The 12044-nt window shown below is 71.0% G+C and carries 11 protein-coding genes; 7 read left to right on the top strand and 4 right to left on the bottom strand.

Annotation, left to right across the window (positions count from 1 at the left end; genetic code table 11):
- Positions 1-19: 19 nt before the first annotated feature.
- From OU415_RS03905 to OU415_RS03915, 3 genes are all read right to left on the bottom strand, one after another.
- Positions 20-598 carry a TetR family transcriptional regulator gene (locus OU415_RS03905; protein WP_270947142.1) on the bottom strand — a complete coding sequence of 193 codons (579 nt, stop codon included), beginning with the start codon at positions 596-598 and terminating at the stop codon, positions 20-22.
- An 88-nt stretch (positions 599-686) separates the two neighbouring features.
- The gene (locus OU415_RS03910; protein ID WP_270947143.1) at positions 687-1553 is read right to left on the bottom strand and encodes an alpha/beta fold hydrolase; all 867 of its coding nucleotides are present in this window, start codon (positions 1551-1553) and stop codon (positions 687-689) included.
- A gap of 99 nt (positions 1554-1652) precedes the next feature.
- Entirely contained in the window at positions 1653-2531 is an 879-nt protein-coding gene (locus tag OU415_RS03915; protein WP_270947144.1) for an IclR family transcriptional regulator, read from the bottom strand.
- A 424-nt stretch (positions 2532-2955) separates the two neighbouring features.
- Here OU415_RS03915 and OU415_RS03920 point away from each other — a divergent pair, with 424 nt between their 5' ends.
- The 3 genes from OU415_RS03920 (at position 2956) to OU415_RS03930 (ending at position 6459) form a co-directional block, all read left to right on the top strand.
- Positions 2956-3804 carry an SDR family NAD(P)-dependent oxidoreductase gene (locus OU415_RS03920; RefSeq protein WP_270947145.1) on the top strand — a complete coding sequence of 283 codons (849 nt, stop codon included), beginning with the start codon at positions 2956-2958 and terminating at the stop codon, positions 3802-3804.
- A 110-nt stretch (positions 3805-3914) separates the two neighbouring features.
- A complete protein-coding gene (locus tag OU415_RS03925) occupies positions 3915-5609 on the top strand; it encodes a 3-ketosteroid-delta-1-dehydrogenase (protein ID WP_270947146.1) in 1695 nt (564 codons plus the stop codon).
- Positions 5610-5799: 190 nt separating this feature from the next.
- On the top strand, positions 5800-6459 hold the full coding sequence (locus OU415_RS03930; RefSeq protein WP_270947147.1) for a GntR family transcriptional regulator: 660 nt from the start codon (positions 5800-5802) through the stop codon (positions 6457-6459).
- Here the strand turns inward: OU415_RS03930 and OU415_RS03935 are convergent.
- Entirely contained in the window at positions 6456-7910 is a 1455-nt protein-coding gene (locus tag OU415_RS03935; protein WP_270947148.1) for an FAD-dependent oxidoreductase, read from the bottom strand. The genes OU415_RS03930 and OU415_RS03935 overlap by 4 nt on opposite strands.
- 144 nt (positions 7911-8054) lie before the next feature.
- Here OU415_RS03935 and OU415_RS03940 point away from each other — a divergent pair, with 144 nt between their 5' ends.
- The 4 genes from OU415_RS03940 to OU415_RS03955 all read left to right on the top strand — a co-directional run bounded on the left by OU415_RS03940 (position 8055) and on the right by OU415_RS03955 (position 12035).
- A complete protein-coding gene (locus tag OU415_RS03940) occupies positions 8055-9587 on the top strand; it encodes an FAD-binding protein (RefSeq protein ID WP_270947149.1) in 1533 nt (510 codons plus the stop codon).
- A 14-nt stretch (positions 9588-9601) separates the two neighbouring features.
- A complete protein-coding gene (locus tag OU415_RS03945) occupies positions 9602-10375 on the top strand; it encodes an SDR family NAD(P)-dependent oxidoreductase (protein ID WP_270947150.1) in 774 nt (257 codons plus the stop codon).
- 261 nt (positions 10376-10636) lie between these two features.
- Complete coding sequence (locus OU415_RS03950; RefSeq protein WP_270947151.1) at positions 10637-11803, top strand: Rieske 2Fe-2S domain-containing protein; 1167 nt, start codon at positions 10637-10639, stop codon at positions 11801-11803.
- Positions 11804-11816: 13 nt separating this feature from the next.
- Positions 11817-12035, top strand: a complete 219-nt coding sequence (locus OU415_RS03955; RefSeq protein ID WP_270947152.1) for a hypothetical protein — start codon at positions 11817-11819, stop codon at positions 12033-12035.
- Positions 12036-12044: the final 9 nt, after the last annotated feature.

Here is a 12044-nt window from a genome sequence, read left to right on the forward strand (position 1 = left end):
GCCGGTGCCCCGGCGCCCGTCAGCGGGACGGGCGCTGGGGCAGCAGCGGTCCGACCAGCAGCCGGGCCGCCAGCCGCATGTCGGACTCGGCCTGCTCGACGGACGTCTTGCCGCTGAGCCTCGAGATGAGGACGCCCCACCAGCTGAACACCAGGAGGCGGACGGTGCTCTCGACCTCCTCGCCGGGCGCGGACTGCTTGAGGGTGTGCAGGACTGCGCGGGAGAGCGCCGAATCGCCGTCCGGGGAGCCGAACGGATCCGAGGTGTAGTTGGTCGCGGTGCTCTGCACCATCGCCGAGCACAGCCGGGGCCGGCGGAGCAGTTCCCGGCTCAACGACACGAGGACCTCGCCTATGTCGCTGACGAGGTCCTCGCTGTCGTCCGGCCACAGCCGCTCGAGGATCGTGTCGAGCTGCGCTTCGAAGACCGCGGTGAACAGGTGCGTCTTGGACGGGAAGTAGCGGTAGAGCGTCCCGATCGCGACCCCGGCGTCCTTGGCCACCTCGTTCATCTGCACGCGCTCGAGGTCCGCCCTGGCGCCGAGTTCCGCGGCGGCGTCGAGGATGCGGTCCCGGCGCGCGACCTGCCCTTCGGACATCGGCGATGCGGGCGGCCGAGCCTCGGCGATTCTCGCCACTGTTCCCCCTGTTCCCGTGCACCTGCTCCATCCCCAGGATAGAGGCGTGTCAGCCAGCGGTTCCGCCGTCTGGTCGGGTGAGGAAGGCCAGGACGGTGCTCTCCCAGGCCTCCTTCTGCTCGATCATCGCCCAGTGCCCGCAGTCGGGGAGCACGTGCACTTCGGCGCGGGGGATGGTCCGCATCGGCAGCAGCGCCATGTCGACCGGGCTGACCCGGTCGTCGCGGCCCCAGGTGATCAGCGTCGGTGCCGTGATCTTGTGCAGCATCGACCAATACGGCGCCTGGTCCGAGGCGGCAGCGGCGGCCGCCATCGCTTCGCGGCTGTACATGCGGCGCGCGGATTCGAGGGTCTTCGGATCGGTGGCCTGCTGCCAGCGCTCCTCGATCATCTCCTCGGTCACCACCGCCGGGTTGAAGACCATCGAGTGCAGCCAGCGGATCAGCTTCTCCCTGGTCGGGTCCTCGGTGAAGTCCATGAGCAGCTTGATGCCCTCGCCGGGCGAGGGGCTGAAGATGTTGCGGCCCACTCCGCCGATGGTCACGATGCGCCGGAACAGGTCGGGTCGGGCGATCGCGAGGTTGGCCGCCACGATGCCGCCCATCGAGTTGCCGATGACGTCGACCTGGTCGAGGCCCAGCCCGCGCAGGAACCGCAGCACCGCGCTCGGCGCGGCGACCATCGGGTGCTCGTCGGTCGGGTCGCTGACCCCGAATCCGGGGAACTCCAGCACGAGGCAGCGGAAGTGCTCGGCGAAGAACGCGAGGTTGCCGCGGTAGTTGCGCCAGCCGGTCACCCCGGGGCCCGAACCGTGCAGCATCAGCAGCGGCGGGCCCTGGCCGGCCTCGTGGTAGCGCAGCACGCCCTCGTCGGTGCGCAGCTCCCGCAAGGTGCTCTCGTAGGTCGTTTCGATCATGGTGTGCTGGACCCTCCGATCAGGACGCTGTTGGCGATTCCGGACCGTAGGAGCAGGTGGGCTCGCGGGGACCGGTCCATCCCGCCCAGCGGGACCCGGTCACAACCAGTCACCGCCCACCGCGAGCAGCTGCGCCACCGGCTCGTTCGACCACGACTGCTGGGCGACCGCGAGGTTCGGCCGCGGCTGCTTCGGCACGTCCGCGACGGTGGCGAGCTCGGTCGAGACGGCGTTGGCGGCTTGGATGAGCAGGGGAGCGACCCGCTCCAGGGGCGACTGCGCGTCGCCCACCAGCGAGATCGCGGCCACCGGGCCGTCCCGTCCGCGCAGCGCGATGCCGACGCAGCCGACCTTCGGGAAGCACTCGCCGCGTTCGAAGGCCAACCCGCGGCGGCGCCGGATCCGGTCCAGCTCCTGGTGCAGGACGCCGGGATCGGCGATGCTGCGCGCCGTGCGGCGCGCCGCGTTGCCGTACTCGGCCTCGATCCGCTCCGGGGGCAACCAGGCGAGCATCGCTTTGCCGAGCGCCGTGCAGTGCGCCGGGGCGCGGCCTCCGACGCGCGAGGGCACCTCGACGGCGGAACGGCCGCCCACTTTGTCCAGGTAGTACACCTCGGTGTCGACGAGGACCGCCAGGTGCACGACCAGCTTGGTGCGGATCGCCAGGTCGTGGAGCACCGGCGCCGCCGCGCTGCGCAGGGCGTTCTGCCCGATCTCGCGGCCGCCGAGCCCGAGCGCGCGCTTGCCCAGCCGGTATCCGGCCGTCGTGTGGTCGAGCCACCGCAAGCGGACGAGCTGGTCCAGGATCCGGTGCGCCGTGGAGCGGGGCAGGCGGGTCCGCCGGGTCACGTCCTCCAACGTCTGGTGGGTGTGCGGGCGTTCGAACAGGTCCAGGATCAGCGTCAGCCGCTCCACCATGGACGGCGGGACGGGCTGCTCGACTGCCGACTCGGCACTCGTCCTCAACGTTGAGGTCATGCCACACCTCTCGATCGGCTCGATCGGCGAATTGAAATTGATTCTACTGGCACGCTAGCAGCGTCGAGCGCGGGCGAAAAGCACTTGAGCGGCGAAATCCGTTGTGCGGAAGCAGGAATCCGGACGTAGGTGACGCGAAAGATCATTGCTCGGCCGGATTCGCGGTGCGGTCCCGCTCAACGGGACTACCAGTTGAACCGCCGCATCCAGCACCCTACGGTCGCCGCCGAGGCGAGGTGGCCGCTGCCGTCACCCGGATCCGCAGTTTCCATTGAAACTGTGATCCGCCGTGGGTGGGATGTGCAGTTTCAATTGAAACTGCGGACTGGTGGGTCCTGCGGACGGGTGATTCGGGTCCACTGTGGATGAATCGGGTTCCCGCGGTCTCCGCGGTTGCTGGAACGGTTCCGTTGGAGGGAATTCCATGCCCACTGCGCAGGAGGTTTTCGGCGGTGGTCTCGCCGTGGTGACCGGGGCCGGGGCGGGGATCGGCGCCGGGTTGACCCGGCACCTCGCCGGAGATCTCGGCATGACAGTGATCGCCGCCGACGTCGACGCGGAGGCCGCGCACCGCATCGCCGACGAGCTGGGCGAACGCGTGGTGCCGCGCGTCGTCGACGTCCGGGACCCCGACGCGGTGGACCGGCTGGCCTGCCTGGTGACCGACGAGTTCGGCCCGGTCCGGCTGCTGATCAACAACGCCGGCGTCGAGCAGTTCGGCTACCTGTGGGACGTCTCGCCGGTGAACTGGCAACGCGTCGTGGACGTCAACATCAGCGGGGTCTTCCACGGCATCAGGGCCTTCCTGCCCGGCATGATCGCCGCTGGTCAGCGCAGTCACGTGCTCGCGCTCGCCTCGGTCGGCGCGGTCACCTCGGTGCCCCTGCAGGCGCCCTACATCATGAGCAAGCACGCGGTGCTGGCCATGACCGAGTGCCTGCACCAGGAGGTCGCCGAGATCGGCGCCGACGTCGTCGTCTCGGCGGTGCTGCCGGGGTTGGTGGAGTCCGACATCTTCAGCGCCGCGGGCGGGGTCGAGTCCGGCGACATCGCGGCCGCCGAGGAGCACCGCAAGACGATGCTGGCCATCCGCGAGCAGGCCATCAGCGCCGATGAAGCGGCGGAGACCATCGTGGCGCAGGCGGCGCGCGGGGAGTTCTACATCGTCACCCACCCCGAGGTCGTGCACGCGGCCATGGCGGCGCGCGCCGACCAGCTCGCGAACCACCGCGCACCAGCGCCGCACCGGAGCCGGTTCGCCGCGGCCGAGTAGCCCCGGCGCCCCGATCGGCCCAGTCCCGTTGAGCGGGAGGCGCACTTCACCGCAGGTCGCAGCGGTGGTGCGATGCCGCGCAGCACCAGCACCACGACGAGGAGACGTCGATGCCCACGAGCACACCGCCCGCTCCCACTCCCGCGCGCGACACGACCGTCGACCTCGTCGTGATCGGGTCCGGCACCGGGATGGCCGCCGCGCTCGCCGCGAACGAGCTGGGGCTCGACGCCCTGATCGTCGAGAAGACCGACTACGTCGGCGGCTCGACGGCGTTGTCCGGTGGCGCGTTCTGGATCCCGGCGAGCTCGCTGCTGGCGGAGGAGGGCGCGGTCGACTCGCCCGAGCGCGCCGAGGCCTACTTGCGCTCCGTCGTCCACGGCACCTCGCCGGACGAGCGGTGGGAGAGCTTCCTGCGCCACGGCGACGAGACCATCCGGATGCTGCAGCGGACCACCTCGATGCGCTTCATGTGGAGCAAGGGCTACTCCGACTACCACCCGGAACTGCCCGGCGGTGTCGCTTCCGGCCGCAGCTGCGAGTGCAGGCCCTTCGACGTCGCGACGCTGGGTGCGGAACGGGCCCGGTTGCGCCCGTCGGCGCTGAAGTCGCCGGTGCCGATGCCGATCACCGGCTACGACTACAAGTGGATGAACCTGATGGCCCGGGTGCCGAGCCGCGGTGTTCCGCGGGTGGCGCTGCGGATGGCCCAGGGCATCGGCGGGAAGCTGCTCGGCCGCGAGTACGTCGCCGGAGGCCAGGCACTCGCCGCGGGCCTGTACGGGGGAGTGCTGCGGGCCGGGATCCCGGTGTGGACGCAGACCTCGTTGCAGCGGCTGACCACGGAGGACGGCCGGGTGACCGGCGTGGTGCTGGAGCAGGGCGGACGCGAGGTGACGGTGCAGGCCCGGCGCGGCGTCGTGCTCGCGGCAGGCGGTTTCGACCACGACATCGCGTGGCGCAAGGAGTTCCAGTCCGAGGCGCTCGAACCCGGCTGGAGCCTGGGGAACAAGGGCAACACCGGCGACGCCATCCGGATCGGCCAGCAGGCCGGGGCCGACATCGGCCTGATGGACCAGGCGTGGTGGTTCCCCGCCGTCGCGCCGCTGCCGGGCGGGGCGCCGTCGGTCCTGCTCGCCGAGCGGTCGCTGCCGGGGTCGCTCATCGTCGACCGGCACGGGCGCCGGTTCGTCAACGAGTCCACCGACTACATGAGCTTCGGCCAGCGGGTGCTGGAACGCGAGCGGTCCGGTGACGCCGTCGGATCGATGTGGATGGTGTTCGACCAGCGCTACCGCAACAGCTACGTCTACGCGGGCGGGGTGTTCCCGCGGATGGCGCTGCCGGAGAGCTGGTACGAGGCCGGCATCGCGCACAAGTCGGACGACCCGGCGGACCTGGCCCGCCGAGCGGGCCTGCCGGAAGACGGGCTCGTCGAGTCCCTGCGCCGGTTCAACGAGCTCGCGGCGGCGGGCGTGGACGACGACTTCCACCGCGGCGCCAGCGCCTACGACCGCTACTACGGCGACCCGACCGTCGCGCCGAACCCGAACCTGCGCCCCCTCGACGGCCCGCTGTACGCGGTGCGGATCGTCCTGGGCGACCTCGGCACTTGCGGCGGTCTGCGCGCAGACGGGAACGGGCGCGTGCTGCGTGCCGACAAGTCCCCGATCGACGGGCTCTACGCGACGGGCAACACCGCGGCGAACGCCTTCGGAGCCACCTACCCGGGCGCCGGAGCGACCATCGGCCAGGGCCTCGTCTACGGCACCGTGGTGGCGAAGCACGCCGCGAGCCGGGGCTGACGCAGCCGGAAGAGGACCTCCGCACTGGCCTCGGCCGGTGCGGAGGTCGTCGCTGCTCATCTCGGCGGGCCAGTGGCACTGGAGCGCGGGCCGCTGCCCAGGGGTTTCGGCCCGCTCCGGGGAGGGCGTGCGGCGCGCACCGATAAGCTGGGGGCTCCGGTGCAGGCCTGACGAAGATGAGTGGTGACCCGTGACGACGCCGTCCAACAAGCTGTACCGGCACCAGAAGCCGCTGCGCGACATCGTGGGCGAGCGCATCCGCAGCGGGATCTACGACGGCACGCTCCCGCCCGGCACCCGGCTGGTCGAGCGCGACCTCGCCGAGCTGTACGAGGTCTCCCGCCTGCCCGTCCGCGAAGCCCTGCGCATCCTGCAGAACGAGGGGCTCGTCGAGCACCTGCCGACGCGCGGGCTCGTGGTGCGCACGCTCGACCGGAGCCAGGTGTGCGAGCTCTACGACATCCGGGAGGCGCTGGAGGTCCTCGCCGCTCGGCAGGCGGCCGAACGCGTCGCGGGCGGTGCCGAGAACCACTTCGCCGAGACGATGCGCGAGATGCGCGAGGCGGTCGACGCGGGTGACGTCGAGTCCGCCCACGCCGCGAACTCCCGGTTGCACGACGAGATCACCGCGCTGTCCGGAAACACACTGCTCGCGGAGATCCTGGAGCCGCTGGTCGGGCGGGTCGGCTGGCTGCGCCGCAAGATCGAGGACTTCAACCTCATCCAGGCCGAGCACGTGGCCCTGTGCGAAGCCATCGCCTCGGGCGACCCGGACCGGGCCGCCGCCGCGGCCAGCGACCACGTGCGCGCTTCGCGGGCGCGGACCCTGGAGTTCCTGTTCGGCGCCTAGCCGGCGCGCCCGGCGGCGTGCTCGCCCGCGATGCGGCCGAACACGATGGCGTCGGCGATGTGGAACCCGCCGTCCTTGCACCAGCTGTAGGTGGAGCTCACCGCACCAGCGGCGTACAGGCCCGGGATCACGGCGCCGTAGGGATCGAGCACGCGCGAGTGCTCGTCGCGGCGCGGACCGCCGTTCGTCCACGCCAGCAACGGTTTCGACGAGTAGGCGTAGTACGGCGGCTGGTCGACCGGAGCGAGCGTCGCCGCTGGCCGGCCGAACGCGTCGTCGCGGCCGGCTGCGCACGCCGCGTTGTACTGCTCGACGGTCGCGGTGAGCTTGTCGGCGGGCACGTCGAGCGCGACGGCCAGCTCGGCGAGGGTGTCCGCCCGGTGGAGCCAGCCGGCGGCGACCTCGGCCGAGTTGTCCTCGCTCCAGCGGTAGCCCTCCACCACCAGCTTCCACCCCACCGGGAACAGCTCCGCCCCAGGGCTGATCGGGCCCGCGAGGCGGGTCCGCTCGTCGAAGACCACGTGCATCGGAGCGCGGGGGAACAGCTCGTAGCGGCCGTGCACCAGGGCTTGCCCGTGGCCGGTCGGCGGTGTCTCGTTGACGAAGCGCTTCCCGTCGGGCGCCACCCACAGGTAGCCGTTGGAGTGCAGGGGCATGGCGAAGAAGCCCTGCCGCGAGCCGGGCGGGGCGAGCCCGTTGACGGCCATCATGTTGTCCATGTGCCACAGGTCCGCGCCGGCCTTCATCGCCATCCGGTGGCCATCGCCGGTGCCGGCCAGGCTGCCCCACACCGGCGGGTCGGCGAGCCCCAGGTAGGTCCGCACCATCTCCGGGTCCGCCTCGAAACCGCCGGTGGCCAGGACGACACCGCGGCGGGCCGAGATCCGGCGCGGCTGCTCGCCGCCCGCGACCACGCCGACGACCGCTCCGGTGTTCGGGTCCTGGATCAGCTCGACCGCCGGTGCGCGGTACCGGACTTCGATGCCGCGCCGCCGCACCGCGTCGGTGAGCGTCTCGTGGAGCCGGCCTTCGCCGAGCACGCCGTCGACGCAGAGGTAGCCGCCGTAGCAGTCGCTCCCGTCGAGCTCCGGGTATTCGGGCGGGAACTTCCCGTTCGGCGCGACGGCGGCGCCCAGGCCCTCGATCCAGGCCGAGACGTGCTGGGTCTGCTCGGCCCAGGTGCGCACGATCGCCTCCGGCACGGGGCGATCGCCGCAGAGGTTGCGCAGGTACACCGCGGCCTGCTCCGGATCGCGGTTGTCGAACCAGGCGCCCCCGGACACGCGCGTGTTGCCGCCGGACTGGTCGGCGGAGGTCTTCTCCAGCACGACCACCCGGGCACCGGCGTCGTGCGCCGAGATCGCGGCGGCGGATCCGGCGGCACCCGTGCCGACGACCACCACGTCGGCGGTGTCGTCGAAGGGCGGTAGCGGGACCAGTTCATCGGGCATGGGAGCGCTCCTGCCGTCGGCGTAAACCCGTGGCACCTGACCGGTTCGCGAGGTTAGCCGCCGCGCCGGTGGTCGATCGGCGAGCTCTCCCGGTCAGTGGGACTGGCCCGCCACCGCGGGGCGGGCGACGAGCATCGTGCCCCCATGGCGATCTGGGACGATGAGTGCGACGTGCTGGTGGTCGGTTCCGGCGGCGGTGCGCTGACCGGGGCGTACACCGCGGCCCGCGAGGGGCTTTCGGTGCTGGTGGTCGAGGCGACCGACAAGTTCGGCGGCACCACGGCGTACTCCGGCGGCGGGCTGTGGTTCCCGGGGAACGCGGTGCTCAAGCGGGCCGGCGACCAGGACACCCCGGAGGAGGCGAGGACCTACTACCGCGCGGTGGTGGGCGACCGCACGCCCCGCGAGCTGCAGGACGCGTTCCTGGACACCGGCGCGCGGCTGGTGGACTACCTGGAGGGCGACGACGACTTCGAGTTCATCGTCTACCCCTGGCCGGACTACTACGGGTCCGCACCGGGGGCCAGCGCGACCGGTAGGCACATCATGCCGATGCCGATGCCGCCCGAGCGGATCGGCTCGCTGCGGGACCAGCTGCGGCCACCGGTGGACGTCGACCGGGCGGGCAAACCGCTGCCGGACCTGCTCATCGGCGGTCAGGCGCTGATCGGCAGGCTGCTGCTCGCACTGTCCAAACAGGACTCCGTTCGGCTGCGGCGCGAATCGGTGTGCGACGAGCTGGTGACCTCGGACGGCGCTGTGATCGGCGCGGTGGTCGAGGAAGGCGGCGAGCGGCGGCGGATCCGCGCGCGTCGCGGCGTGCTCATCGCCTCCGGCGGGTTCGAGCGCAACCAGGAGATGCGGACCGAGCACGGGGTTCCGGGCGCGGCGCGCGACACCATGGGGCCGGCGAAGAACCTGGGCAAGGCCATCCAGGCCGGGATCGACGTCGGCGCCGACACCGACCTGATGTCGGAGGCCTGGTGGTCGCCGGGCATCACCCACCCGGACGGGACGTCGACGTTCTCGCTGTGGTTCACCGGCGGCATCTTCGTCGACGGCGCGGGCGAGCGCTTCGTCAACGAGTCCTGGCCGTACGACCGGATCGGCCGCGTCGTCCTCGACCGCGTCGGCGAGGACCGGATGGCGCTGCCGTTCTGGATGATCTACGACGACCGCGAGGGCGAGCGGCCGCCGGCGCACTCGACGAGCGTCCCGATGGGGGAGACCAGCGACTACGTCGACGCCGGACTGTGGTTCAGCGCGGGCACGCTGGCCGAGCTGGCGGAGAAGATCGGGGTTCCGGCGGAGAACCTGGAGCGGACCGTGGCACGGTTCAACGGCTTCGCGGCCGCCGGGACCGACGAGGACTTCCACCGGGGCGACGAACCGTACGACCGGTCGTTCGCGGACGGGGGATCGCCGCTGGTGCCGATCGAGAAGGGCCCGTTCCACGCCGCCGCCTTCGGCGTCTCCGACCTCGGCACCAAGGGCGGTCTGCGCACCGATGCCAGCGCCCGGGTGCTCAACACCTCGGGCGAGGTGATCCCCGGTCTGTACGCCGCGGGGAACTCGATGGCCGCGGTCAGCGGCACCACCTATCCGGGCGGGGGCAACCCGATCGGGTCCTGCATGGTGTTCAGCCACCTCGCCGCGCTGGACATGCTCACCCGCTGACCACTAGGAGCACCATGTCTTCTCCCAACACACCCGTGCTGATCACCGGCGCCGCCTCCGGGATCGGTGCTGCCTGCGCCCGCGCGCTGGCCGCCACCGGGCGACCGACGGTCCTGTGGGACCGCGACGAGAGCGGTGTGGCCGCCGTCGCGAAGCAGATCGAGCAGGACGACGGGGCGCCGGTCGTGGCGACCGGGATCGACGTCTCCGACGTGTCCCGGTACGACGACGCGCTCGCCGAGGCCCGGCGGATCGTCGGCAGGATAGGCGGTTTCGTGCACTGCGCCGGGATCGTCGACTCGACGCCGATGACGGAGGTCCCGCTGGAGGCGTGGCAGCGCGTCTTCGACGTCAACCTCACGGCCTTCGCCTACGGGACCGCCGCGCTCGCCGAAGACCTGACCGCGTTGCCCGATTCGGCCGTGGTGGCGATCTCGTCCATCAACGCCACGCTCGGGCAGGCGAACATCCCGTCCTACAGCGCGTCCAAGGCAGGCGTCCTCGGGTTGACGCGCTCGCTCGCTGCGCAGCTCGGTCGCTCGGGGGTCCGGGTGAACGCGGTCTGCCCGGGCTACATCGAGACGCCGATGCTCAGCCGCAGCCTCGCCGATGCCCGGCGCGGAGCCCGGATGAGCGGTGACGCGATGCTCGGCCGCGTCGGGCAGCCGGAAGAGGTCGCCTCCGTCGTCCGCTTCCTGCTCAGCACCGAGGCCAGTTTCGTCACCGGCAGCACGCTTTTCGTCGACGGAGGAGTCACGGCCAGCGACCGCCTCGGCTCCCTCGACTGACGCACCCCCGCGGTTCACGGGATCAAAATTCCATTGAAATCGGACCTTCGATTTCAATGGAATTTCGACCCGTCGGCATGTCGGCGTCCGACGCGCCGGTGCCGTGCGGGGATTCTGCGCGGGTTCTGGGGGACGTTTCCCCCGGAATTGCGGGAGTTGGACGCGGGGTCGGTCTCGTTGAGCGGGAGAGCGCCTGTTCCGGGTGGCCCGGACTTCCCACCATTGAGGCGAATCGACAAGACGGAGTCGGAGGAGTTCCTCATGGCATCACCGCGGACGGCTGATGAGAACGAGGTGCGGGTGATCGAGGCGGAGGCTCCGCCGACCCGCTACGCGCGCGGCTGGCACTGCCTCGGCCTCGCCGACGCCTACCGGGACGGAAAACCCCACGCGATCGAGGCTTTCGGCACCAAGCTGGTGGTGTTCGCCAACAGCAGCGGCGAGCTCAACGTGCTCAACGCCTACTGCCCGCACATGGGCGGCGACCTGAGCCGGGGCGAGGTCAAGGGCGACGAGGTCGCCTGCCCGTTTCACGACTGGCGCTGGTCGGGCAGCGGGCGCTGCGCGAGCATCCCCTACGCGCGGCGGGTGCCGCCGCGGGCGCGCACGAAGGCCTGGACCGTGCTGGAGCGCAACGGGCAGCTGTTCGTGTGGAACGACCCGCAGGGCAAGCAGCCGCCGCCGGAGGTGACGATCCCGGAGATCCCGGGCGTGGGTTCGGACGAGTGGACCTCGTGGACGTGGAACTCGCTGCGGATCGACGGTTCGAACTGCCGCGAGATCGTGGACAACGTGGTGGACATGGCCCACTTCTTCTACATCCACTACTCGTTCCCGACCTACTTCAAGAACGTCTTCGAGGGCCACATCGCCAGCCAGACGATGCACAGCAAGGCCCGGCCGGACGTGAAGATCGGCACGAACTACAGCGACGACAGCACGCTGCGCTCGAGCGCCTCCTACTACGGGCCGTCCTACATGATCGACTACCTGTGGAGCGACACCGGCGAGACGACGATCGAGACGGTGCTGATCAACTGCCACTACCCGGTGTCGCCCACGAGCTTCGTGCTGCAGTGGGGCGCGATGGTGAAGAAGCCCGAGGGAATGTCCGATGAGGACGCCGAGCAGATGGCGCTGGGCTTCGCCGCCGGCGTGGAGAAGGGCTTCCTGCAGGACGTCGAGATCTGGCAGAACAAGGCCCGGATCGACAACCCGCTGCTCTGCGAGGAGGACGGCCCGGTCTACCAGCTGCGGCGCTGGTACGAGCAGTTCTACGTCGACGTCGAGGACGTGACCCCGGAGATGAACCGGCGGTTCGAGTTCGAGATCGACACCGAGCGCGCGATCGAGTTCTGGCAGGCCGAGGTCGAGGACAACCTGGCCAACGGCCGCGTGATCGTGGACGACAGCGCTCCCACCGCCTGATCGGAGACAGCAGGTGCAACCCTTGTCCTGCCGCAGCTGCGGCACGTGCGTGCTGGTCAAGAAGAACAGCCTGGCCCACACGCAAGTGCAGTGGACGACAGACACCGACCACTGCGCGGAGCTCGCGCAGCGCCCGAACGCGGACCGCGCGACGGTCCTGACGTGCCTGCAGCTGCGCGACAGCATCGAAACGGCGGTGCGGAGCGGAGAGCTCCAGGTGGACACGCCGTGACCCGGGGGA

Origin of the sequence: Saccharopolyspora oryzae (assembly GCF_027853915.1) — a bacterium.
GTDB classification, from domain to species: domain Bacteria; phylum Actinomycetota; class Actinomycetes; order Mycobacteriales; family Pseudonocardiaceae; genus Saccharopolyspora; species Saccharopolyspora oryzae.

Excerpts from the sequence above, each read along its gene's own strand:
- OU415_RS03915 (WP_270947144.1), bottom strand. The coding sequence starts at position 2,531 with ATGACCTCAACGTTGAGGACGAGTGCCGAGTCGGCAGTCGAGCAGCCC.
- OU415_RS03905 (WP_270947142.1), bottom strand. The coding sequence starts at position 598 with ATGTCCGAAGGGCAGGTCGCGCGCCGGGACCGCATCCTCGACGCCGCC.
- OU415_RS03945 (WP_270947150.1), top strand. The coding sequence starts at position 9,602 with ATGTCTTCTCCCAACACACCCGTGCTGATCACCGGCGCCGCCTCCGGG.
- OU415_RS03920 (WP_270947145.1), top strand. The coding sequence starts at position 2,956 with ATGCCCACTGCGCAGGAGGTTTTCGGCGGTGGTCTCGCCGTGGTGACC.
- OU415_RS03910 (WP_270947143.1), bottom strand. The coding sequence starts at position 1,553 with ATGATCGAAACGACCTACGAGAGCACCTTGCGGGAGCTGCGCACCGAC.
- OU415_RS03950 (WP_270947151.1), top strand. The coding sequence starts at position 10,637 with ATGGCATCACCGCGGACGGCTGATGAGAACGAGGTGCGGGTGATCGAG.
- OU415_RS03935 (WP_270947148.1), bottom strand. The coding sequence starts at position 7,910 with ATGCCCGATGAACTGGTCCCGCTACCGCCCTTCGACGACACCGCCGAC.
- OU415_RS03940 (WP_270947149.1), top strand. The coding sequence starts at position 8,055 with ATGGCGATCTGGGACGATGAGTGCGACGTGCTGGTGGTCGGTTCCGGC.
- OU415_RS03925 (WP_270947146.1), top strand. The coding sequence starts at position 3,915 with ATGCCCACGAGCACACCGCCCGCTCCCACTCCCGCGCGCGACACGACC.